Source organism: Synechococcus sp. MU1611 (assembly GCF_020514255.1).
In the GTDB taxonomy this organism is placed as follows: Bacteria; Cyanobacteriota; Cyanobacteriia; order PCC-6307; family Cyanobiaceae; genus Parasynechococcus.
In genome coordinates, this window is record NZ_VTLC01000001.1 from 667,244 (window position 1) to 688,399 (window position 21,156).

A 21,156-nucleotide genomic window follows, 5' to 3' on the forward strand; every position below is an offset into this window, starting at 1 on the left:
CAAATCAAGAAGTCCTTTTCGGGGTGGGGGAAAGCTCCTTGACAGTGGCGGAAACCGGATCTCAATCCCTGTCTAAGGCGGAGCAGCGCAAGCTGGACAGTGACCATCTGCGCGACCCACTGCTGAGCGAGCTCAGCAACGATGAGGTTCGCTTCACAGAAGATGCCGTTCAACTGCTGAAGTTCCACGGCAGCTACCAGCAGCATCACCGCGAACTGCGCAAAACCGACAAGGTCCGCAGCTGGCAGATGATGCTGCGGCTGCGCAGCCCAGGGGGACGCATCCCCGCCAGGCTCTTTCTGGCCCTGGATGAACTCTCCAATCGTCTGGGTGATGGAACCCTGCGGGCAACCACCCGCCAGGCCTTCCAGATGCATGGCATCCCCAAGGCTGATCTGAAAGAGGTGATCGGCACCATCGTTCGCAACTTGGGCTCGACCTTGGCGGCCTGCGGAGATATCAACCGCAATGTGATGGCGCCTCCGGCTCCCTTTGAGAAGGGCGGGTATCCCGTTGCGCGCCGCCTGGCAGATGAGATTGCGGATCTACTCAGCCCTGAGGCTGCTGAGGGTGCTTATCTCGATCTCTGGGTGGATGGTGACCTGAGTTATCGCTTCAAGCCCAGCCGCGCCGTTCGGAAGGCCAGGAAGCGCCAGAGCGAAGACGGTGTGTTTTCAGGCAGCTCTGAGGAGCCTCTGTACGGGGACACCTATCTCCCCCGGAAGTTCAAGGTGGCCGTCACCGTGCCGGGGGACAACTCCGTGGATCTGCTCACCCAGGACATCGGTCTGGTGGCCTTTACCGATCCTTCAGGCGAGCTTCGGGGCTGCAACGTCTATGTCGGCGGTGGTATGGGTCGCACCCACAACAAGGAGGAGACCTTCGCCCGCACCGCAGACCCCCTTGGCTACGTCGAAGCCGCTGACGTTCTCGATGTGGTTCAGGCGATCCTGGCGTTGCAACGGGACCATGGTGACCGGGAAGTGCGTAAGCACGCCCGCATGAAGTACCTGATTCATGACAAGGGCATTGAATGGTTCCGCGAAACCCTTTGCGCTACCTACTTCAAGGGAGCACTCAAAGGTCTGCGCAATGAGCCAAAGGCCAAACTGCTCGACTACCTCGGCTGGCATCGGCAGAAGGCAGGGATGTGGTTCGTGGGGCTGCCCCTGCTATGCGGTCGCCTGAACGGTGATCTGAAAGCGGGACTGCGGCAACTCGTCGAGACCTACCAGCTGGAGATTCGTCTCACAGCCAATCAAGACCTGCTCCTTTGCAACATCGGTACCTCCCAGCGCGCCAGCATTCGCACGCAGCTTGAGGCGATGGGCTTTGAGGTGCCTGAAGCACCAGCCCGCCTCGCCAGACATGCCATCGCCTGCCCAGCACTCCCCACCTGCGGCCTGGCGATCACCGAATCGGAGCGCATCCTTCCAGATGTTCTTGATCGCCTGGATGCCCAGCTGCGGCGACTCGAGATCGAGAAGTCGCTCCTCGTGCGCATGACCGGCTGCCCCAATGGCTGTGCTCGGCCTTACATGGCGGAGCTGGGATTGGTGGGCAACGGAGTCAACCAGTACCAGCTATGGCTCGGTGGGACCCCCAACCTCCAACGTTTGGCGCGTCCCTACATGGAGAAACTACCCCTCGACGACCTTGAAAAGACCCTCGAACCGTTGCTGCTGAGCTGGAAGGCCGCCGGTGGTCGACGCAGCTTCGGGGATCACATCGAAAAGCTGGGGGATCAGGAGGTGAGCGCACTGTTAGCGGCCTCGGCATAGACCGCTACAGCAGCACCCTTGCGCCAGGCCCAGAGCTGATCACCGAACGAGTAGTGCCACCACTCGTTCGGGTGCTGGGCGAAGCCGGAAGCATCCATGACATCGGCCAGAAGCTGCCGACGTTGATGCCAGCAGCGGGCATCGGGTTCCTCCTCTCCGGCGTAATGCTCGGGCTCTGAAATCGCACCAATGGCATCGATCTCTCCACCCATCTCCAGCGGGATTCCCTCACGGCTACTGAGGGTGAGATCAACAGCGGCACCGGTGCTGTGGGGTGGCGGTGTGGCTGGATCGCGGCTGGGGGCGGCCCAGAACCGCCCCACATCGGCAACCACCCGGTCGAAGGCGTCCCCCGACATCAGTTCAACCCCGCGTTCGCGGCAGAGGTCGGCAATGCTGTGCTCCACCATGAAGGCCTGCACTGCGATCGGGCGCCACGCATCGAAAATGCTCAGGCGAAGGCTGGGGTCGTGAGCGCTCAGACGCTGCTGCGCCTTCAGCAGACGCTGAACCACCCCTTGGCGCAATTGGAAGGGATTCCCTGAGGCCCCATAGGGTGCACCGAGCGCCATGTAGGGATGGGGTTCCATCCGCAAGAACTCCCGAGGGAGGTCTTGCAGCGGCTCACCGCACTCCTCGATCGGGATAGGGCTCCAGGGGCGCATCGAATCGTTGAGAGGGGATGGGTCAGTTCAGGGGGGTGCCGCCGCTGAGGCGACGCTGCTGCTCATCCAGGGTCTTGCGCAGCAGCGGGAGCTGTTCAAGGTCTGGATCGTGTTTCAGCAGCTCCTGAGCCGCCGTTCGTGCATCCTCCAGAACAGCACCATCATCGGCAAGGCTGGCCAAGGCCAGATCGGGCAGGCCCGACTGACGGGTCCCCAACACCTGTCCAGGACCGCGCAGACGCAGATCCATCTCAGCGATCTCAAAACCGTCGGTGGAGCGCACCAGCACATCCAGACGCTGGCGTGCCAAGGGATTGGAACTGCCGTTGATCAGCAGGCAGTGGGAGGCGGCGGCGCCCCGACCGACGCGACCCCGCAATTGATGCAACTGCGCCAGTCCAAAGCGCTCGGCATGGTCGATCACCATCACGCTGGCCTCAGGTACATCCACGCCCACCTCCACCACCGTGGTCGACACCAGCACCTGGGTTTTACCGGTGGCGAACGCGTTCAACACCGCCTGCTTATCGACACTGGAAAGACGACCATGCAGGAGGCCGACAGCCAAGTCAGGGAAAACCTCCGAGGCCAACTCGGCATGAACTTCAACAGCCGAACGAAGCTCGAGTTTCTCCGACTCATCCACCAGCGGCAGGACCACATAGGCCCTCTGGCCAAGCTGCACCTCCTCACGGATCAGCTCATAGGCCTTCTCGCGCTTACCGGCCGTGAGCATGCTAGTGCGAATCGGTGTGCGACCTGGAGGTAATTCATCGATCTGGCTGACATCCAGATCCCCATGCATCGACAACGCCAGGGTACGTGGGATCGGCGTCGCTGTCATGGTGAGCAAGTGGGGCTGCAACCCCTTATTGAGCAGACGATCCCGTTGGTGAACGCCGAAGCGGTGTTGTTCATCAACCACCACAAGCCCCAGGCGATTGAAAACGACCGGATCCTCAAGAAGGGCATGGGTCCCCACAAGAACCTTCAGAGAACCATTGGCCAAGTCATCCAACAGCTGACGGCGGCGTGGTCGTGGTGTGGATCCCGTCAACAAGGCGACGCTGACGTGAAGCTGAGGCAACCACTGGCAGAGATTGCGGTAATGCTGCTCGGCCAGCACCTCCGTGGGGGCCATCAGGGCCCCCTGCCAACCAGAGGCGATGGTGCTGAGCAACGCCGCAATGGCGACCACCGTCTTTCCCGAACCGACATCCCCCTGCACCAGTCGGGCCATGGGTTCGGTGCGACCGAGATCGGCTTCAATTTCCTGAAACACGCGTTGCTGGGCTGCGGTGAAGCGGAAGGGAAGAAGGTCCACGAACTCCCCCACAAGCCCATCGGCACTGGTCTGAAGATCGAGATCAGGCCCCGTCCGAGAGCGCAGCAGCTGACGTCGTCGTAACAGGCCCAACTGCAAGAGCAGAAACTCATCGAACACCAGCCGGCGGCGGCCCCGATCGAGGCTTTCACGATCCTTCGGCGCATGCAGCGCTTGCAAGGCTTCCGCCAATGTCGCCAGCTCGAATCGCCGTTGCAGCTCTGCAGGAAGGGGATCGGGCCAGGTGGCCGCGAGGGGCAAGACCTGATCAATCAAGCTGCGGAAACGGTCAGCACCAACCCCTTCGGTGAGGGGGTACACCGGCAGAAGACGACCGATGCTGGGGGACTTCACAGGAGAAGAGGGGCTGTCCAACACCTCAATCAACGGATCCTGGAAGGTGATGCCGTAGGGGCCGTCCTTGACCAGACCACTAACGGCCACGGTGGCACCAACGGGGTAAAGGCGCTGCTGACCTTTGAGGTACGCCGGAGAACTGAAGCGTTTGCCAGCCAGGAAGCGACTCACCTTCAGGCGACCTGTCGGATCCTGGAGCTGGAGCTCAATGATGGCGAGATTGGTGTTCCTTGGGCTGACAAATCCATTGCAGCGGCGGATCGTGGCAACAATCGTGGCGGTCTCCCCCGACACCAGCGCCTCAATACGCCGCATCGCCGAGTAGTCGACATGATCACGGGGGTAATAGCGCAGCAGGTCGCGCACCAGAAGCAGGCCGATCGATGCCAGCCGTGCGGCGAATTTCGGACCCACACCACGGATTTGCGTGATCGGACTATCGAGCTGCAACGGTGACGCAGGCCGTTGAGCGCCCTCTCCAGCCTTGGAGGACGACTGAACCTTCAGCCTTGGCGGTGCCATGGGGGCCGAGGGTTCCAGGCGATGGCGCAGCTCATACAGCCACTGGCGAGCATCGGTAACCAGACGCCGGCGGGCAGGATCAGCCAACTCCGGATACTCGGCGAAACCAGCGCTGAGCCTGGTCATCCGATCGGTTACGGCCTGAGGGAAGGGCAGTGCCGGCGGGGCTGCAAGCTGCTGCTGCAGAAAGTCGTGAAAACGCTGCTGGCGACCCTGCAAGTTCCGAAAGCCTCGGTCGGCCTCCAACCCCAGCGAACGCTGGATGGGAAGCATCCATGCCAACAACAGCGACAGTTGCTCGCCGGTCAGTCCCCGCTCAGCTGCTGCGTTGAATCGGATGGGGTCTGCCAATGGGTACGGGCCTCACGATCGAGGGAGCGACGCTGCCAGTGGCGTTGCTGCCGAACCATTGTGAGCAGAGCATGGTGGTGAGTGCGCAAACGCTTGCGGCACTGACGCAGTCGTGGGCTGTCGAACTCCAGATCGTTGCTGCGCAGGAGCACACAAAGAACATCCATGCCCTGGTCGAGATCACCGACGGCCAGAGGCAGCCGCAAACGCAACACATTTGTGGCCGTTGGCTGTGTTTCCACCTGACCCTTGAGGACGGCATCGAGAAGGCTGATGGGCAGAAGCGTCTGGGCCAGCCCTGAGCGCAGCATCTGCACATTCACAGCGTGGGACAGGTTGCGAAGCCGTCGCTCAAGTGCCTGATCCATGGCCTGGATCCAATGCAACAGCGCATCCGGCTCACGGGGAAGGAAGTGGTCGTCGCCTTCAACAGACTGATCAAATGCGCCACTGGCCTCGACGGGCATTTGTGCCTGCTGCATCGCATCACCGGCCAGCTCGAACAGCGAGCGGAGCACGTCAAGATCCCCTGAAGGTTGGCTGTCTGGTTGTTCAGGGAGAGGTTCAACAACGGGACCTGAACCTGGATCTCTCTGGGGGGAATCGAGGGGGGACGCCAGGCTCAACTGAATCGAGCCACTGGGTTCGTCCTGCTGCGGAGAAGACGATGGCGACTCGGACGCAGCGTCTCTGTTCAACGGCTGACGGCCGAGGTTCTGAAGCATGGTTCGGCTGGCATGGGCCTGCTGCCGTCGCTGCTCTTGCTGCATCTGCTGAACAAGCTGCATCAGCTGCTCCACCGTGAGCAGGACGCTGCAGCGCTCAATCAGATTGTTGACCGACGCATGGAAGTTCTGGCGGGTCGAGTCTGGAAGCCGACTAAATCGGGAAGGATCAACCTCGCCGAGAAGATTAAACAGAGCCTGACGGGTGGCTCCTGGAAGCAGCTCACGCAGCACCTGCAGATAGAGAGCCTGCTCCCGGTAGAGGGCGATGGCCCGCAGCCGGCACAACCGTTCAAGGCGCGCCAGCTGATCTGACGGGTCGTAAGCAGGCCTGACGTCCGGGTCGGACAATGGAATCAGCCGGCGCTCTGCATGGACGCCACTTCAGCGGCGAAATCGTTCTCCGCCACCTCGATGCCCTCACCAAGGGTGTAGCGGGTGAAGCGACGAACCTTCACGTTCTCGCCGATCTTGCCGGCAGCCTGCTTGACGAGATCAGCAACGGTGATTGAGCTGTCTTTGATGAAGGGTTGCTCCATCAGAGCGAGTTCCTTGAGGCGCTTGCCAATCCGACCTTCAACGATCTTTTCCTTCATCTGTTCAGGCTTTCCGTCGAGGTCGTCTCGACCCATCTCAATCGCCTTCTCGCGCTCACGGATCTCGTCGGGGATCTCGTCGGTGGTGACGTATTCCACGTTGGGGCATGCCGCAACTTGCATTGACACATCCCGAAGAAGTTCCTGGAACATGTCGCCACGAGCCACGAAGTCGGTTTCGCAGTTGACTTCGATCAACACACCCACCCGGGCGCCGGTGTGGATGTAACTGCCGATCGCACCCTCGGCAGCGGTGCGTCCTGATTTCTTTTCAGCGCTGGCGATGCCTTTCTGGCGAAGCCATTCAACGGCTTTATTGGTGTCCCCATCCGTTGCGGCCAGGGCCTTTTTGCAGTCCATCATTCCCGCGCCGGTCTTGTCGCGGAGTTCTTTGACAAGCTTGGCGGATACGGCAGCCATCGATCGGAAGGGAAGAAAAGGGTGGATGCGCCGTTCTCCGTTGACGGAGAACGGCGAGGTCGAGAAGGGAAAGAGTGATCAGGCGTCGGCGTCGCCGCCACGCTGATCGTTGGAACCGTGGCGACCTTCATTGATCGCGTCGGCCAAACGACCCAGGACAAGCTGAACGGAACGGACAGCGTCGTCGTTGCAGGGAATCGGAACCTCGCAGAGGTCCGGATCGCAGTTGGTGTCGAGCATTGACACCAGGGGAATGTCGAGCTTGCGGGCTTCAAGCACCGCATTGGACTCACGGCGTTGGTCCACCAGAACCACGACGTCGGGGAGACGGCGCATGTTCTTCAGACCGCCCAGGTACTTCTGGAGACGCTCAAGTTCGCGACGAAGCACCGCACCCTCTTTCTTGGGGCGCATGGCAATGGCGCCACTGGATTCCATCCGCTCCAAATCCTTGAGACGGTCGATCCGGGCCTTCATCGTGGTCCAGTTGGTGAGCATTCCGCCCAACCAGCGCTGGTTCACATAGGAGGCTCCGCAGCGGGCAGCTTCGAGAGCAACCACTTCAGAAGCTTGCTTCTTGGTGCCAACAAAAAGGAAGCGCTTGCCGCTGCGAGCAGCGGAACGGGTCCACTTGTAGGCGTTGTTCATGCAGACAGCGGTCTGCACAAGATCAATGATGTGAACACCATTGCGCGCGCAATAGATGTAGCGCGACATCTTGGGGTTCCAACGACGGGTCTGGTGCCCAAAGTGGGCACCAGCCTCCATCATCTCGGCGAGGGTGACGACAGCCATGGTTTGTGGGTTTCGGGTTCGCCTCCACCTGCCAGGGACCTGAACAACCAGCAGATGCTGGTGTCACGGTGCACCCGAAACGGGCAGGTGTGCGGAGTGAAAGGACCTATAGAAGGTATCAAAACGTTGATCAACGCAGTCCAGCTGCTTTGGCTTCGCGGAACAGGGCACGCACACCGATGCGATTCAGAGGCAGACGAAGCAGCTCCATTGCAGTCCCCGGGTAGCCATGACGAATTAACCAGCGGAGCAGGGGGCGAAGGCTGGACGGATTAATCAGCCCCCCGAAAGTCAGAAGCTCCCAGAGGATCCGATGGAACCAGGTGAACTGGATGATCAGGCGCACCCGCCGGGTTGGATGTTTGCGGAAGAACACCAGCCCCATGCGGGCCCGTTCTCCCTCCACTTCCACAAGGCGGGGGATTTGATCGAGGCTCAGAGCAGGGTGCCAGTGATAGCCGACAGCGGCAGGACACTTCACCAACTCAACCCCCATCCGCCGCAGGCGCTCACCAAGTTCCAGATCCTCCCAGCCGTAGAGGCGGAAACCTGTGTCGAACAGGCCTGAGCGCTCCAACACCGCCCGATCGATGGCCACGTTCCCCGTAGCGAAATAGGCCCAAGACAAGTCCCTCAACTTGTGACGTTCGGAGCGGGGCGCCTCGAAGTTGGCCGTGTTGATCACAGCGCCATAGGTGAAACAAAGGCGATCACCCCGTTTCTGCCAGCACTGCCTCAGGGCTAGTGCGTGGGTCGCCAGAAAGGTCTCTGTGACCACCAGGTCACTGTCGATAAAAACAATGACGTCACCACGGGCATGATCGACGCCCCGGTTTCGCCCTTCCGCAGGACCACCATGCTCCTGCTCAATCAGACGCACATGGGGGAAACGATCCGACTGGTGCCGCAGCCACGACGGCGTTCCATCGGTGGAGCCGTCGTCGACCACGACAACCTCGTAATCATCCAGAGCACCGTCGAGCTGCTGATCTTCCAGTGCCGAGAGGCATTTCTCGAGAATCGGGCGTCGGTTGTAGGTCGGAATAACGACGCTGACGAACATCGCGACAGCCGATGCAGAAGGAACCCACCCTACGAACAACAAAAAAGGGGCCCGAAGGCCCCTTTTTTCTGAACATTGCTTGGCAGATCAGTCCGCCGCGCCACCATTGTTGGCGGTTCCGGTCACGCCATTGCCAGCGCCTTCACCACGGCCATCGTTCCGCATCTTGCGCTTCTTGAACTTGCGGGCGTAGGCGCGGTTCCGCTCCTGCTTCTCTTTCTTCAGGTTTCTGCGCTTGGCCATGCGGAACTGCGGGCTCTTGAATCAACGTTGAGTCTACTCAACAGCATTCAGCAGACGCCCATCCTCCATCTGGAGCACGCGATCGGCGACATCAACGATGCGTGGATCATGGGTCACCATCAGCACCGCACAGGACTGTTCGCGCGCAAGTCGGCGCAGCAGCTCCACCACCTCCCTGCCGGTGCGGCTGTCAAGGGCGGCTGTGGGCTCGTCCGCCAGGAGCAGCCTGGGATTAGCCGCAAGGGCACGGGCAATGGCGACCCGTTGCTTTTGTCCTCCAGACAAGTCATGGGGGACTTTGGCCATGTGGTCCTCAAGGCCTACGGAGCGGAGCCACTGACGGGCCTCATCCCGACGGGCCCTGTAACTGAGATCAGGCAGAAGATCAGCTCCCATCTGCACGTTCTGTTCAGCCGTGAGGCAGCGCAGGAGGTTGTGCCCCTGAAAAATCATTCCAATGCGTCGGCGCACCTGCTGGCGACGACGACGGCCGGCTCCATCCAGGGAGTGCCCAAGCACAGACACCTGGCCCTGCTGAACCGTCCGCAAGGCGCCGATCAAGGTGAGCAGCGTTGTCTTGCCACAGCCGGAGGGTCCGGTCAGCAAAACCACTTCGCCCGGCTCGATGCTGAAGCTGATGTTCTGAAGAACCTCGCGGCGCATCTCCCCTTGACCGAAGGCATGGGAGAGGTTGTCGACAAGAACAGCGGGCATCAGAAGATCTCCGCAGGATCTGCATCAATGAGACGACGCATGGCCAGGAACGACGACAACATGCACATCACCAGGATCATCACCAAAACGGTGAGCGCCCGCGAGAGATCCATGCCGACGGGCAGCTTGGTGGCGTCACGAACGAACCAGTACAGACCCTGACCGGCCATGTAGGCGGGGACGTACCCCATCACCGCCAGATAGAAGCCCTCACGGACCACCACTCCCAACAAATGGCTGAGGCGATAACCCATCGCCATCAAGGTGGCGTACTCAGGCAGGTGATCACTCACATCGGTGTACAGCACCTGGTAGACGATCACGCAGCCCACAACGAACCCCATGGCAGCGCCGAGGGTGAAGATGAAACCAATGGAGGTGCTGCTCTTCCAGTAGTTCTGCTCGAAGTCGATGAAGCCCTGCTTGGTTAACACCAAAACATCCTTGGGCAGCCGCTGGCTTAATCGGGACACCACCTGCTCAGGATCCGCTCCTGGCTTCAACCGCACCAGACCCACTTCGATCGCCCCAGGCGGCTTCTGAGGCATCAGATCGAGAAACGTCTCGGTGCTCGTAAGCAGATTGCCGTCGGCACCGAAGCTGGTGCCCAGGCTCACCAGACCTGCCACCCGGACGCGGTTGCCAGCGATTTCAGTTTCCACCACCCGGCCATCGCGATACCAATCGGCAATGGGTCCGAATTCGGGGCGTGACAGCTGATCAAACAGGATCCGTCCTTTCTGCTTGAGAGCGTCAGTTTTCTCAGCCAGGGAGGGGTCGACGAAGAAGGGGTCATCGGGATTGAAGCCCAAGGCCAGGATCGACCGGTTGCGCCGCGTTTCGGGGTTGCGCCAGAGCATCAGCCCCCAGTGCACCGGGGTCACCCCCTCGACATCGGGATCAGCCAGGGTCTGAACCAGCCGCCGCCTGGGAAAGGCCTCCATGCTCACGGAGCTGGCGGAGCGGGGACTGATCAGAACGACATCGGCATCGAACAGCCGGTGCGCCGTGACGCTGGCGTCAAAGAGGCCATCACGGAATCCGAGCTGCATGAACATCAGAATTCCCGCAAAACTGATGCCGGCAAGTGCCACCAGCAAGCGAACGGGCTGGCGCGTCAACAACAGCCAGGAGAGGGGAATCCGACGCCCCCGCCAGAACCGGTTCATGGATCGAAGCGGGCAATCACCTTCAAGCCAGCCAAACGGCTGACTTTGGCTGCATCTTCAGGGTTGAGCACCACATCAACGACCACAACGCGGGCGTCGGCATCGCCGGTGGGATCGGTGGAGAGAACAGACCGTTGTTCCACCTGCGGGCTGATGCGCAGCACGCGCCCGACAAGTTCACCGCGGAAGCCACCGTTCTCACTGGTCAGGCGAACGGACTGGTTGGGGCTAATCCGAGCGATATCGGATTCGTAAACCTCGATGCTGGCCTGCATCGCCTGGTTGGCCCCCACGTCCATCACTCCCTCCACGCCAGGGCGCTCGCCTTCACGGGCGTGCAACTTGAGCACGACACCATCAATGGGAGAAATCAGCTGGCTCAGCTCGAGATCGGCCATGAACCCCTTGCGTTCAGCCAGGGCCTGATCCCGCTGACCCTGGAGGCGCACCAGCTCCTCCCGCTTGTTGTCCACCAAAGACAATTCAGCAGCTCCCCAGTCCGCGGCTTGCGTGAAACGCTCAACCTCAATGGCCTGAAGACGGATCTCCTGGTCCAGGCTTGTCAGCTCAGCGTCAACACGCTCAAGGTCTGCCAGGAGGCCATCACGGTGATCAAACGCCGCCAAAACTTGGCCTCGCTTGATCGCATCTCCCTCGTTCACCTGAAGTGAGGCAACCCTCGGGGTCCCCGCCATTCCCGCATTGGGAGCCGCCAAATTGCGAATGTCCCCCGCAGGCTCAAGTTGCCCCAAAGCAGCAACGGCTTGCGGACGAACCGATCGTTCAGCAGGCGGGGCAACAGGTGTTGGGGCCGGCGTTGGTCGAAGCAACCAGCCCCCCACTGCAGCGATGACCAAACTTCCAGCCACAACAGACCAGCGCTTGGGACTCATCACGGTTCGGGTGGATTGTCGAAGAGCAGCAAATCGATGTAGCGATCGGCCCAAGCCGAATCGAAGGCCTTCTCGAGAACGCGTCGGGTCTTGTCGTTGCGTTTCTGCTGAAGGCAATAGTTCAGCTGGCCCTCATATCGGCGAACTGTAGTGAGAGATGTCGACGGTTCGGGAGTCGCTTCGATCACGCTTGTTGCCATCACCTGCAGGTAGTGGCTCACCAGGTCATGAAAGGCCGTCTCCTCTTCCACACCATCCGGGCGAATGAAGCAGACCTTGCTGGAGAAGATGGCTGATCCCCACGCCGGTAGGTCCCGGACCTGCCGAAACGCAGGCCAGGGCTTGGCCTGGAGACGATTCAGCAACTGATCCGGTAGGGCACCTGAGGTGGGAGAAAGATCGACGATCGCGGCGGAGATGCCAGCCGGGCCGGCCACGATGTCAGCCCCGAAAATCGGCAGGTCGTAGCAGGGATCCGGGAACCAAACGCTGTGGAGGATTTGAAGACCGTTCCCGAGCCGCGCGACCTCCAGATGCAACTTGCGAAGGCCGACACAGCGAAAGAGTTCATTCCCGATCGTCAGCCCTTCGCCATCGAGCTTCCCCTTGATGAAGCGCAAATCATCATCACAGGGAAGGATCTCCAATCCAGGTAATCCTTGCCAGGCACTGCGAATCGACGCTGCCAAGGCGTGCACAAGAGGATGCTGTCCTGGCGGTTGCGCCAGCGGCTTGGGCTGCATCGAAGAAGCAGGCACAGAATGGAACTTTGCCACGCAGTTCTGAACATTCCGTTCTCCGGCCCATCACTGGACCATTGGACTCTCCCCAACGGAGTGCGCTGCGTGACGGCAGACATGCCGGATGCACCCTTGACCTGTCTCGATCTTTGGTGCCGCGCAGGCAGTGCCAGTGAGCATCCAGGGGAAGAGGGAATGGCCCATTTCCTTGAGCACATGGTTTTTAAAGGAAGTGAGCGGCTAGCCGCAGGGGCCTTCGATGAGGCGATCGAGGCCCTGGGTGGCAGCAGCAATGCAGCCACGGGGTTTGACGACGTCCACTTTCACGTGCTGACACCACCGGATCGGGCCCGCGAAGCGTTGGATCTGCTGCTGGAACTTGTTCTGCAGCCGAGCCTCGATCCAGGCGGGTTCAGTACAGAACGGGGGGTGGTTCTGGAGGAGATCGCGCAATACGCCGATCAGCCGAATGAGCAGGTGCTGCAACTGCTGCTCAGCAAAGGCTGTGACCAACACCCATATGGCCGCCCCATTCTTGGAACCCCCCGCAGTCTGGAGGCCATGACCCCCGGCGCTATGGAGGCGTTTCACAAACGGCAGTACCGCGGTTCCAACTGCTGCCTGGCGGTGGCCGGCCCCGCATCCACTGAGCTGCGCTCCGCTATTGGCTCCTCGGCTCTGGCCGGACTCCGAAATGCCCCTGGCCCCTCAGCCCGGTCAGCCCCTCTGAGCGTGCACCCCGGACGCCAGAGCGTCGCAGTGGATCGCCTGGAATCAGCTCGCCTGCTGATGCTCTGGGAAGCCCCCAAGGCCCAGGATCAGGGCGGCGTGATGGCGGCGGATCTCGCTACGACATTGCTGGGGGAGGGACGACGCAGTCGTCTCGTCAACCGCCTGAGAGAGGAGCTTCAGATCGTTGAAAGTGTGTCGATGGACCTCTCGGTTCTGGAGCAGGGGAGCCTGATCACCCTGGAAGTGATCTGCCCAGATGAGCATCTGGACGCTGTTGAAGAGGAGGTCAACCGTGAGTTGCGCACCATGGCGCGCGAGCTTGTCACCGATCAGGAACTGAAGCGGGGTCAACAGCTGGTGAGCAATGGGCTCCGATACGCGTTGGAATCGACGGGTCAGGTCTCAGGACTCTGTGCCAGTCAGACCCTCTGGAACCGTCAGCAGGACCTGCTGCACCCCCTTGCCTTCCTCCCAACGTGGACAGCGGAGCGGCTGCGCTCGGAGCTGTTTCCCAGGCTTCAACCCGAACAGGCCTTCGTCCTGACGGCCCAAGCCAAGTCGGAGCACGCATGAGCAACCCCGAACTTCTGGTCGAACCGGTCGCAACCCCGGGGATATTGGCCGCAAAACTGCTGCTCCCTTTCGGCAGCGCAGAGGACCCTGCTGGGGCTCGGGGAGCCCATGACCTGCTGGCGTCCCTGCTCAGCCGAGGCTGCGGAAATCACAACAACCTTGAGCTGGCTGACCTGGTGGAGGGATGCGGCGCCGGTCTGCGCTGTGATGCCCAGGAAGACGCCCTCATCCTGAGCCTGCGCTGCACGGTGGAAGATGCCGAGCATCTTTTGCCCCTACTGGCGCAAATGGTGCGAGCCCCCCACCTTGAGCCCGATCAGGTGGCCCTAGAACGTTCGCTCACGATTCAGGCCCTACAGCGGCAAAGGGAGGACCCCTTCCATTGCGCCACGACCGGCTGGAGGCAACTGACCTACGGCAGCGGTGGTTATGGCCATGACCCTATGGGCATCACCGAGGAGCTAATCGACCTGGATCGGAAGGTGCTGCTTCCCCTCGCCGAACGGCTGCCAGAGGCCTCCAGTGTTCTCGCCCTTGCGGGCAGCGTCCCGCAAAATCTTGTCGATCAACTCCATTCGCTTGAGGACTTCCGCAACTGGCCCAAGGGCAGAGCCAGGGATTCCGCCAGCCGACTCCCCTACGCCGAAGGAGTAGGCACCGCAACAATCCACCTTGAACCGATGGACACCGAACAAGTGGTGCTGATGCTGGGTCAGGCAACGTTGGGGCATGGCCAACCGGATGAGCTGGCCTTACGGCTGTTGCAGTGCCATCTAGGGGTTGGAATGTCGAGCGTGCTGTTCCAGCGCCTGCGTGAAGACCATGGCGTGGCCTACGACGTGGCAGCCCACTTCCCTGCCTTGGCCGGCCCCGCACCCTTTGTGCTGATGGCGTCAAGCGTGGAGGAACGAGCCAACCTCGCCCTGGACTTGCTGCTGACGATCTGGGATGAGTTGCGCGAGCAACCCCTCAGCGAGGCAGAGCTTGAGCTCGCAAGAGCGAAGTACATCGGCCAGCTCGCCCAAGGACTGCAGACCTGCTCCCAAAGGGCTGAGCGGCGCGTTCAGCTGAAGGCGCAGGGCCTCCCCGAAGATCATGACCAGAGATGTGTTGATGCCCTTTCCCAACTGACACCGTCTGATGTTCGCGATGCAGCAGCGCGCTGGCTCGGTGAACCACGGCTCAGCCTGTGCGGAACCTCCAGAGCACTGGAGCAGCTCGCACGACGCTGGCAGCGCCGTGTTGCTGGTTAGTCCGCCTTAGCGGCATCCACGGGATCCAGCCGGTCGAGCGCAATCAGGAACGTGCCCCGACGGAAGCGGACGGCCACCGTGTCCATCGGATGGAGCGCAACCACCTCACCCACTTCACCGGCCGCCACCAGATCCGGGGGACGCAACATCGGCATCGGATCAGCGGATTTCAGGAAAGGAAGCTGCTGCTTCAGGAGCAGGCGATCACCAATCGATACCGTCATCTGAACTGGGCAGGATCTGCATTGTCGAGCAGGATGGGCCGAGTTGACGGATTGATGTGAGGGCTCTCGCCTCCTGGTGTGGTGCCCTGGCGGGTCTGCTGGCCATCCTCATTGGTGGTCTTGTACCGGCAGCGATGTATCTGCCTGTGCCGGAACCAATTGTTCTGCCCCTGCCCGTGACCTGGCAGGTGCCAGCCCTCCTCCTCTGCGCCATGGTGAGCGGCCCGCGCGCCGGTGTGATGGCCGCCGTTGGGTATCTGACCCTGGGACTGTTCAGCCTGCCGGTGTTCCATGGCGGTGGCGGGCTGAGCTACGTGCTGGAACCAGGTTTCGGCTATCTGGCGGGTTTTGTTCCGGCGGCCTGGCTCACCGGTCGCCTGGCGCAGCAGGACGGCATGAACGACCTGCCCAGACAGTCGCTGTCCGCCCTTGCAGGGCTCCTGGTTCTTCAAATCTGCGGTCTCCTCAATCTCGCCATCGGGGCCATTTTGGGTCGATGGACGCTTGGATTTCTCGAGCTCCTGATGCAGTTTTCCATCGGCCCATTGCCTGCACAGATGCTGCTCTGCATCGGTGCAGGACTGCTCTCGGTTGTGTTGCGTCGGCTGTTGATCATTGAGTCATGAACAGAACCCTGCCGCGTCAATCCACCCTGCTCATTGCTCTTGTCATCGTTGTGGTGGACCAGGTCAGCAAGGGTGTGGCCTCCAGCGTTTTGCAGGATGGCCACACCCTTCCCCTGCTACCGCACCTGATCTCCCTGCAGTTGGTGCACAACACTGGAGCCGCCTTCAGCGTGCTGCGGGGATCAACTGCCCTCCTTGGACTTCTCAGCTTGGGGGTCGGCATCGGGCTGATTCTCTGGATCTGGCGACAACGGGTCCTGCCGTTTTGGCAAGCACTTGCTTCAGCAGCGCTTCTTGGCGGCACCCTGGGCAACGGGCTCGATCGCTGGCGCCTGGGTTACGTGGTCGATTTTCTGGCACTCGAACCGATCGACTTCCCGATCTTCAACGGAGCCGATGTCGCCATCAATCTCGCTGTGCTCTGCTTCGGCATCGATCTCTGGACCCGTCGTGGTGACACCAGCCGTGGCTGACCCAAACTTGCCCTGAGGCTGGTGTGACGCAGGCATGAAACCTCAAACCAGGTTGCTCATCGGTCTTGCAGTTGCCTTTGTGGCACTTGTGGTGATCGGTGTAGCCGTTCAAACCATCCGCAGCCTGCTGTGGGATCTGAGTTACTTCCTGCCTCCCTGGCTGCTTACGCCGGTTCTGCTGCTGGGTCTTGTGCTGGTGGTGGCTGTTGTGATGCAGGTGGGCTGGCCCATGTGGAAACGCTGGAAGTCACGCCCCCCTCAACATCCGCGGCAGCCAGCCGCCGCTCCTCAGAACCGCCGGGACGCCGCAAACACAAGCCTGGGCCATGTCGATCGCTTGATCGAACGCATCCAGGACGACATCAGCCGCCGGAGTCTGCAAAACGAACGCGATCGCGTCGCAGACGAACTGAAGCGAGGGGATCTGGTGGTTGTTGTGTTCGGCACCGGATCCAGCGGCAAGACATCGCTCATCCGTGCGCTGCTCAATGAAATGGTCGGCGATGTGGGTGCCCCCATGGGCGTCACAAAAACCAGCCGTGCCTACCGATTGCGTTTGAAAGGGTTAGAGCGTGGTCTGCAACTTGTCGACACCCCAGGGATCCTTGAAGCGGGAGAGCAAGGCCTCAGCCGCGAGGAGACGGCCCGTCGTCGGGCGGTACGCGCCGACCTGTTGATTGTGGTGGTGGACGGTGATCTCCGAGCCTCGGAATTCGCCGTTGTGCAATCCCTTGCTGGCCTCGGCAAGCGGCTGCTCTTGGTGCTGAACAAGCGGGATTTACGAGGTGTGGATGAGGAAAAACGGCTCCTGCAGGTGCTTCGATCCCGTTGCCAGGGACATCTCAACACTGCCGATGTGGTGGCCTGCAGTGCATCTCCTCAATCGATTCCTCAACCCGGTCGTCGGCCCCTGCAGCCGATGCCTGACGTCAGCGATCTGCTGCAACGCCTCGCCGGCGTGCTTCATGCCGAGGGTGAGGAATTGATTGCCGACAACATCCTTCTCCAGTGTCGGTCCCTCGACAGCCGCGGTCGTGACCTGTTGAACGACCAGCGCTCCCGGGAAGCCAAACGCTGCATCGACCGTTACAGCTGGATGGGCGCTGGGATCGTCGCTGCCAATCCACTGCCAGGAGTGGATCTGTTGAGTACCGCAGCAGTGAATGCCCAGATGATTCTTGAAATGGCGAAGATCTACGGGGTTGAGCTGTCCCGGGATCGTGCCAAAGACTTGGCCATGTCCCTAGGTCAAACCCTGGGCAAGTTGGGCATCGTCAAAGGGGCCATGTCCTTGCTGGGCACCAGCCTCAGCCTGAGTTTGCCCACCCTGATTCTTGGTCAGGTGCTCCAGGGGGTGGTCACCGCATGGCTCACCCGAATTGCCGGCAGCAGCTTCATCCGTTACTTCGAACAAGACCAAGACTGGGGCGACGGCGGGATGCAGACCGTCGTGCAACAGGCCTTTGAACTCAATCGGCGGGAACTCTCGCTGCAGCGCTTTCTGGCCAGTGCAATGCGGCAAGTGGTGGAACCGCTTCAGCAGTCGGCAGCGGGGCGCCTTCCGCCCCGGCCAGAGCCTCAGCAGGAGGGGGGAGCATCGGCCCCCGGGCATCCAGCACCGTGATCAGCAGCAGATAGATCACACCAATCGCCACTGAAATCGCACCGGTGACGATCGCAACCCAGCGTGAACCCTGCTTCTGTTCCGGCATGGGACCCCCTCAAACGAGGGCGATTGTGGACGATCAGGCTTCAGGCCAGCGATGCATTCAGCCGATCGGACAAGTCGCTGAGATGCTGAGCTGTGGTGTGCGGGTTACCCAAGACCGCTTTAAGACAGAAACGGTCGCCATAGAAGGGTCTCGAGAGCATGTAGCCGTGAGAGAGAAGCATCTGGCGGGTCTCTTCACTCCAACAAGCGGCAGCGTCAATTCCCCCCTCCCTGGCCTGGAACGCCAGAAGGTGAAGGTCACCCGACAACAGCGTCAGCTTGTTGGGATCCAACATGGAGGCAAAGGCCTTTCGCCGTTGCAAGGCACCGCTGAGGGTCGCTTCAATCCCAGCCTCACCCAGCTGACGCAGGCCAAGCCAGAGCTTGAGGATCTCCGCGGGCCGGGTTCCCTGCAAGCCGATCTCCCCACCGTGATCCACCCCATTGGGCGCCTGCATGTAGGGCAATCCTGTTGAAAAGGCCTGGCGGAGGTGGGTGCGATCCCTCAGCAACAGCAGCGATGAAGCTTTGGTGATGCCAAGCAGTTTCTGAGGATTCAGAGTGATCGAATCCGCCAACTCCATGCCGCGCATCAGAGATGCGTGGCTGGTGCTCAGGGCGAACACACCGCCGATGGCTGCATCCACATGCAACCACACCCCTGCATCACGACAGAGTGCTGCCAGATCCGAGAGGGGATCAATGGCACCACGCACGGTTGTCCCAGCGGTGGCCACCACCGCCAGACAAGGGCGGCCCTGGGCTTGCAGTGTTGTCAAACGCTCGCCCAAAGCGTCAAGACAGAGGCCGCCGTCGGGGGCCACCGGAAGCATCTGGAGTGCATCCTCCGACAAACCCATCACCCTTGCCGCCTTGTTGATCGAGACGTGGGCGTCTTGGCTGCAAAGGAGCACGGGATCCCGCTGCATCGAGCCCAAAGCGGCCCGAGCCGAGACCAGTGCCATGAGATTGCTCAGGGTTCCACCACTCGCCAGAACGCCTCCGGATCCTTCCGGCAAGCCAATCCTGTGGCAGAACCAGCGGCAGAGATCATGTTCCAGGCCAGTCAGCCCAGGAGAGAGTTCCTCTGCCAGGAGATTGTTGTTCAAACCCGCGCAAACCATCTCCGCCGCAATGGAGGCGGTGAGAGGGGGCGGATCAAGATGAGCCAAGGCACCGGGATGAGACGGCTGGTAGGCCCCATCCATCACTTGCTGCAGATCACTCAGGAGTGATTCGACACCAGCTCCTTCCAGCCCGGGAGCCACCTCAGGCAAAGGGCGCATCAAGGGCACCGGGCCCGTTCGTTCAGCCGAGCCGATCCAACGGCAGAGCAGATCTGAACTGCGGTGCAAGAAGTCATTCAGTACCGGGTCTGCAGCCGAGGGGATGGCGAACGGAGCGAGCCGATCCGATGGGTGCTGAGACTCGGAACAGGCTTGCAACGGAGACCCGTGAACTTCAGTGATCTTCGCGTCTCGTGGGATGGTGCTCAAAGGACAGCGTGTAACGGCGGTGGATCAGCGGGATGACTTGACTCGCTGGATGGACGTTCTGCTCCAGCGGGCCGAGGCCACTGGCGCGGAAGGAGAGGTACCAGTTGCCGCGGTGATCCTGGATGGAAACGGGAAGGCCATCGGACATGGACGCAACAGACGCCAGAACCATATGGACCCCCTTGGGCATGCCGAACTGGTGGCGTTAAGGCAGGCAGCGGTGGTGCAGGGCGATTGGAGATTCAACGACTGCACCTTGATCGTGACCCTCGAGCCCTGCCCCATGTGTGCGGGAGCCTTGGTGCAGGCCCGAATGGGAGCAGTGGTGTATGCCGCATCGGACCCTAAACGCGGTGGTTTGGGGGGAAGCCTTGACCTCTCCACCCATGCCAGTGCGCACCATCACATGGAGGTGGTGCGCGGTGTGCGCGAGGCTGAGGCGAGAGGGCAGCTGGAGCGCTGGTTCAGGCAGCGGCGGCTTCAGAACCGCTGAAGCGGGGTAGCTCTGTCTCAAACAGGTTGAGGAGACGGTTCACATTTTCTGGGTTGGAGTTGTATCCCATCAGCCCGATTCGCCAGATTTTTCCAGCAAGCGTGCCGAGACCACCGCCCACCTCGATGCCGTGGTTGTTCAGCAGATGCTGACTGAAGGCCTTTCCATCCACACCTTCAGGGATGCGAACAGTGGTGAGCGTCGGCAGTCGACGGTCGGCCGGAACATGCATAGAAAGCCCGAGACTTTCGAGGCCGCTCCAGAGCAATTCCGCATTGCTGCGGTGTCGAGCCCAGGCCTGATCTAGACCTTCCTCGGCCAACAGACGTAAGGCTTCGCGCATGCCGAAATTCATATTGACCGGCGCCGTGTGGTGGTAGACACGATCACTGCCCCAGTACTGATTAAGCAGGGACACATCGAGATACCAATTGGGAACCTTGCCCTGACGGGCTGACATCTTGGCCTCGGCGCGAGGGCCCATCGTGAAGGGTCCAAGGCCCGGAGGGCAGCTCAATCCCTTCTGGCTGCAGCTGTAAGCGAGATCAACCTTCCACTCATCGATATAAAGCGGAACTCCCCCCAAGGACGTGACGGTATCGAGCAGCAGCAAGCAGTCGTGCTTGCTGCAGAGGTCGCCAATGCCGTCCATGGGTTGGCAGACACCGGTGGAGGTTTCGGCATGAACCATCGCCAGGATCGCGGGCTTGTGCTCGATCAGGGCCGCTTCGAGTTCATCGAGAGAAAACCACTCTCCCCAGGGCTTCTCAATGGTTTTGACATCAGCGCGGTAACGCCCAGCCATATCTGCCAGACGCAGGCCGAAATATCCCTTCACCGCAATAAGAACGGTGTCTCCAGGTTCCACGGTGTTGGCCAGGGTTGCCTCCATGGCGGCACTCCCAGTACCACTCATCGGAAGCGTGAGGCGGTTGTCCGTCTGCCAGGCGTAGCGCAGAAGTTCCTGCACCTCACCCATCAGCTCGACGTAAAGGGGATCAAGGTGACCGATGGGAGTTCGCGACAGCGCCTTCAGAACCGTCGGGTGCGCGTTCGAGGGGCCTGGTCCCAGCAGCAGTCGATCTGGAGTGCTGATCGGTGCAAAAGCTTTGCGATGACGTTCGTCAACAGGAAGAAGAGAGTTGGTCGTCGCCAAAGCCCTGATCATTGGTTCGTGGTGATGAGCCTACGCAGTCATGCCCCTCAGAAGAGATGAG

The 21,156-nt window shown here is 61.0% G+C and carries 21 protein-coding genes; 7 read left to right on the forward strand and 14 right to left on the reverse strand.

Annotated elements, in window-relative coordinates; genetic code table 11:
- Positions 1 to 38 precede the first annotated feature (38 nt).
- Complete coding sequence (locus FZZ92_RS03940; protein WP_226397718.1) at positions 39 to 1,781, forward strand: NADPH-dependent assimilatory sulfite reductase hemoprotein subunit; 1,743 nt, start codon at positions 39 to 41, stop codon at positions 1,779 to 1,781.
- Here the strand turns inward: FZZ92_RS03940 and FZZ92_RS03945 are convergent.
- The 11 genes from FZZ92_RS03945 to FZZ92_RS03995 all read right to left on the reverse strand — a co-directional run bounded on the left by FZZ92_RS03945 (position 1,745) and on the right by FZZ92_RS03995 (position 12,361).
- Positions 1,745 to 2,446, reverse strand: a complete 702-nt coding sequence (locus FZZ92_RS03945; protein ID WP_226422629.1) for a M15 family metallopeptidase — start codon at positions 2,444 to 2,446, stop codon at positions 1,745 to 1,747. The two genes, FZZ92_RS03940 and FZZ92_RS03945, sit on opposite strands and share 37 nt — an antisense overlap.
- A gap of 22 nt (positions 2,447 to 2,468) precedes the next feature.
- A complete protein-coding gene (gene recG / locus FZZ92_RS03950) occupies positions 2,469 to 4,922 on the reverse strand; it encodes an ATP-dependent DNA helicase RecG (RefSeq protein WP_226397774.1) in 2,454 nt (817 codons plus the stop codon).
- Between the two features lie 32 nt (positions 4,923 to 4,954).
- On the reverse strand, positions 4,955 to 6,076 hold the full coding sequence (locus FZZ92_RS03955) for a hypothetical protein (RefSeq protein ID WP_226397720.1): 1,122 nt from the start codon (positions 6,074 to 6,076) through the stop codon (positions 4,955 to 4,957).
- 5 nt (positions 6,077 to 6,081) lie between these two features.
- Entirely contained in the window at positions 6,082 to 6,741 is a 660-nt protein-coding gene (gene tsf / locus FZZ92_RS03960) for a translation elongation factor Ts (RefSeq protein WP_166018271.1), read from the reverse strand.
- Between the two features lie 78 nt (positions 6,742 to 6,819).
- Positions 6,820 to 7,536, reverse strand: coding sequence for a 30S ribosomal protein S2 (gene rpsB / locus FZZ92_RS03965; RefSeq protein WP_115023287.1), 717 nt, complete (start codon positions 7,534 to 7,536; stop codon positions 6,820 to 6,822).
- A 130-nt stretch (positions 7,537 to 7,666) separates the two neighbouring features.
- Complete coding sequence (locus FZZ92_RS03970; RefSeq protein WP_166018269.1) at positions 7,667 to 8,599, reverse strand: glycosyltransferase family 2 protein; 933 nt, start codon at positions 8,597 to 8,599, stop codon at positions 7,667 to 7,669.
- An 87-nt stretch (positions 8,600 to 8,686) separates the two neighbouring features.
- The gene (locus tag FZZ92_RS03975; protein ID WP_006850288.1) at positions 8,687 to 8,842 is read right to left on the reverse strand and encodes a hypothetical protein; all 156 of its coding nucleotides are present in this window, start codon (positions 8,840 to 8,842) and stop codon (positions 8,687 to 8,689) included.
- A gap of 33 nt (positions 8,843 to 8,875) precedes the next feature.
- Positions 8,876 to 9,556: a DevA family ABC transporter ATP-binding protein gene (locus FZZ92_RS03980; RefSeq protein ID WP_226397721.1), complete on the reverse strand. Its 681-nt coding sequence runs from the start codon at positions 9,554 to 9,556 to the stop codon at positions 8,876 to 8,878.
- The gene (gene devC / locus FZZ92_RS03985; RefSeq protein ID WP_226397722.1) at positions 9,556 to 10,725 is read right to left on the reverse strand and encodes an ABC transporter permease DevC; all 1,170 of its coding nucleotides are present in this window, start codon (positions 10,723 to 10,725) and stop codon (positions 9,556 to 9,558) included. Before devC ends, FZZ92_RS03980 begins: the two co-directional genes overlap by 1 nt.
- Positions 10,722 to 11,618 carry an HlyD family efflux transporter periplasmic adaptor subunit gene (locus FZZ92_RS03990; RefSeq protein ID WP_226422630.1) on the reverse strand — a complete coding sequence of 299 codons (897 nt, stop codon included), beginning with the start codon at positions 11,616 to 11,618 and terminating at the stop codon, positions 10,722 to 10,724. The genes devC and FZZ92_RS03990 overlap by 4 nt, the downstream gene beginning before the upstream one ends.
- Positions 11,618 to 12,361, reverse strand: a complete 744-nt coding sequence (locus FZZ92_RS03995) for a phycocyanobilin:ferredoxin oxidoreductase (RefSeq protein ID WP_226397724.1) — start codon at positions 12,359 to 12,361, stop codon at positions 11,618 to 11,620. The genes FZZ92_RS03990 and FZZ92_RS03995 overlap by 1 nt, the downstream gene beginning before the upstream one ends.
- Positions 12,362 to 12,379: 18 nt before the next feature.
- Here FZZ92_RS03995 and FZZ92_RS04000 point away from each other — a divergent pair, with 18 nt between their 5' ends.
- Positions 12,380 to 13,663 carry a pitrilysin family protein gene (locus tag FZZ92_RS04000; protein ID WP_226422631.1) on the forward strand — a complete coding sequence of 428 codons (1,284 nt, stop codon included), beginning with the start codon at positions 12,380 to 12,382 and terminating at the stop codon, positions 13,661 to 13,663.
- Positions 13,660 to 14,916: a pitrilysin family protein gene (locus tag FZZ92_RS04005; RefSeq protein WP_226422632.1), complete on the forward strand. Its 1,257-nt coding sequence runs from the start codon at positions 13,660 to 13,662 to the stop codon at positions 14,914 to 14,916. The genes FZZ92_RS04000 and FZZ92_RS04005 overlap by 4 nt, the downstream gene beginning before the upstream one ends.
- Here the strand turns inward: FZZ92_RS04005 and FZZ92_RS04010 are convergent.
- Positions 14,913 to 15,140: an NAD(P)H dehydrogenase assembly family protein gene (locus FZZ92_RS04010; protein ID WP_166018254.1), complete on the reverse strand. Its 228-nt coding sequence runs from the start codon at positions 15,138 to 15,140 to the stop codon at positions 14,913 to 14,915. The genes FZZ92_RS04005 and FZZ92_RS04010 overlap by 4 nt on opposite strands.
- Positions 15,141 to 15,196: 56 nt before the next feature.
- Here FZZ92_RS04010 and FZZ92_RS04015 point away from each other — a divergent pair, with 56 nt between their 5' ends.
- From FZZ92_RS04015 to FZZ92_RS04025, 3 genes are read left to right on the forward strand one after another with little or no spacing between them, the layout of a single operon-like run.
- On the forward strand, positions 15,197 to 15,766 hold the full coding sequence (locus tag FZZ92_RS04015) for a biotin transporter BioY (RefSeq protein WP_115093777.1): 570 nt from the start codon (positions 15,197 to 15,199) through the stop codon (positions 15,764 to 15,766).
- Positions 15,763 to 16,239, forward strand: coding sequence for a signal peptidase II (lspA, locus tag FZZ92_RS04020; protein WP_226397727.1), 477 nt, complete (start codon positions 15,763 to 15,765; stop codon positions 16,237 to 16,239). Before FZZ92_RS04015 ends, lspA begins: the two co-directional genes overlap by 4 nt.
- A gap of 34 nt (positions 16,240 to 16,273) precedes the next feature.
- Positions 16,274 to 17,863, forward strand: coding sequence for a YcjF family protein (locus FZZ92_RS04025; protein WP_226422633.1), 1,590 nt, complete (start codon positions 16,274 to 16,276; stop codon positions 17,861 to 17,863).
- A gap of 128 nt (positions 17,864 to 17,991) precedes the next feature.
- On the opposite strand, the gene FZZ92_RS04030 is transcribed toward FZZ92_RS04025, so the two are convergent.
- Positions 17,992 to 19,395, reverse strand: coding sequence for an aminotransferase class V-fold PLP-dependent enzyme (locus FZZ92_RS04030; protein ID WP_115023305.1), 1,404 nt, complete (start codon positions 19,393 to 19,395; stop codon positions 17,992 to 17,994).
- 40 nt (positions 19,396 to 19,435) lie between these two features.
- Here FZZ92_RS04030 and FZZ92_RS04035 point away from each other — a divergent pair, with 40 nt between their 5' ends.
- Positions 19,436 to 19,939: a nucleoside deaminase gene (locus FZZ92_RS04035; protein WP_226397775.1), complete on the forward strand. Its 504-nt coding sequence runs from the start codon at positions 19,436 to 19,438 to the stop codon at positions 19,937 to 19,939.
- On the opposite strand, the gene FZZ92_RS04040 is transcribed toward FZZ92_RS04035, so the two are convergent.
- Positions 19,911 to 21,107, reverse strand: coding sequence for an alanine--glyoxylate aminotransferase family protein (locus FZZ92_RS04040; protein ID WP_226422634.1), 1,197 nt, complete (start codon positions 21,105 to 21,107; stop codon positions 19,911 to 19,913). The genes FZZ92_RS04035 and FZZ92_RS04040 overlap by 29 nt on opposite strands.
- Positions 21,108 to 21,156 lie beyond the last annotated feature (49 nt).

Bases quoted from the DNA above. Each gene is read 5' to 3' on its own strand.
- FZZ92_RS03995 (WP_226397724.1), bottom strand. From the start codon at position 12,361: ATGCAGCCCAAGCCGCTGGCGCAACCGCCAGGACAGCATCCTCTTGTG.
- lspA (WP_226397727.1), top strand. From the start codon at position 15,763: ATGAACAGAACCCTGCCGCGTCAATCCACCCTGCTCATTGCTCTTGTC.
- tsf (WP_166018271.1), bottom strand. From the start codon at position 6,741: ATGGCTGCCGTATCCGCCAAGCTTGTCAAAGAACTCCGCGACAAGACC.
- FZZ92_RS03990 (WP_226422630.1), bottom strand. From the start codon at position 11,618: ATGAGTCCCAAGCGCTGGTCTGTTGTGGCTGGAAGTTTGGTCATCGCT.
- FZZ92_RS04035 (WP_226397775.1), top strand. From the start codon at position 19,436: ATGGTGCTCAAAGGACAGCGTGTAACGGCGGTGGATCAGCGGGATGAC.
- FZZ92_RS03970 (WP_166018269.1), bottom strand. From the start codon at position 8,599: ATGTTCGTCAGCGTCGTTATTCCGACCTACAACCGACGCCCGATTCTC.
- FZZ92_RS04040 (WP_226422634.1), bottom strand. From the start codon at position 21,107: ATGATCAGGGCTTTGGCGACGACCAACTCTCTTCTTCCTGTTGACGAA.
- FZZ92_RS04025 (WP_226422633.1), top strand. From the start codon at position 16,274: ATGAAACCTCAAACCAGGTTGCTCATCGGTCTTGCAGTTGCCTTTGTG.
- FZZ92_RS03975 (WP_006850288.1), bottom strand. From the start codon at position 8,842: ATGGCCAAGCGCAGAAACCTGAAGAAAGAGAAGCAGGAGCGGAACCGC.
- FZZ92_RS04010 (WP_166018254.1), bottom strand. From the start codon at position 15,140: ATGACGGTATCGATTGGTGATCGCCTGCTCCTGAAGCAGCAGCTTCCT.
- FZZ92_RS04005 (WP_226422632.1), top strand. From the start codon at position 13,660: ATGAGCAACCCCGAACTTCTGGTCGAACCGGTCGCAACCCCGGGGATA.
- devC (WP_226397722.1), bottom strand. From the start codon at position 10,725: ATGAACCGGTTCTGGCGGGGGCGTCGGATTCCCCTCTCCTGGCTGTTG.
- rpsB (WP_115023287.1), bottom strand. From the start codon at position 7,536: ATGGCTGTCGTCACCCTCGCCGAGATGATGGAGGCTGGTGCCCACTTT.
- FZZ92_RS03980 (WP_226397721.1), bottom strand. From the start codon at position 9,556: ATGCCCGCTGTTCTTGTCGACAACCTCTCCCATGCCTTCGGTCAAGGG.
- recG (WP_226397774.1), bottom strand. From the start codon at position 4,922: ATGCTTCCCATCCAGCGTTCGCTGGGGTTGGAGGCCGACCGAGGCTTT.
- FZZ92_RS04000 (WP_226422631.1), top strand. From the start codon at position 12,380: ATGGAACTTTGCCACGCAGTTCTGAACATTCCGTTCTCCGGCCCATCA.
- FZZ92_RS03945 (WP_226422629.1), bottom strand. From the start codon at position 2,446: ATGCGCCCCTGGAGCCCTATCCCGATCGAGGAGTGCGGTGAGCCGCTG.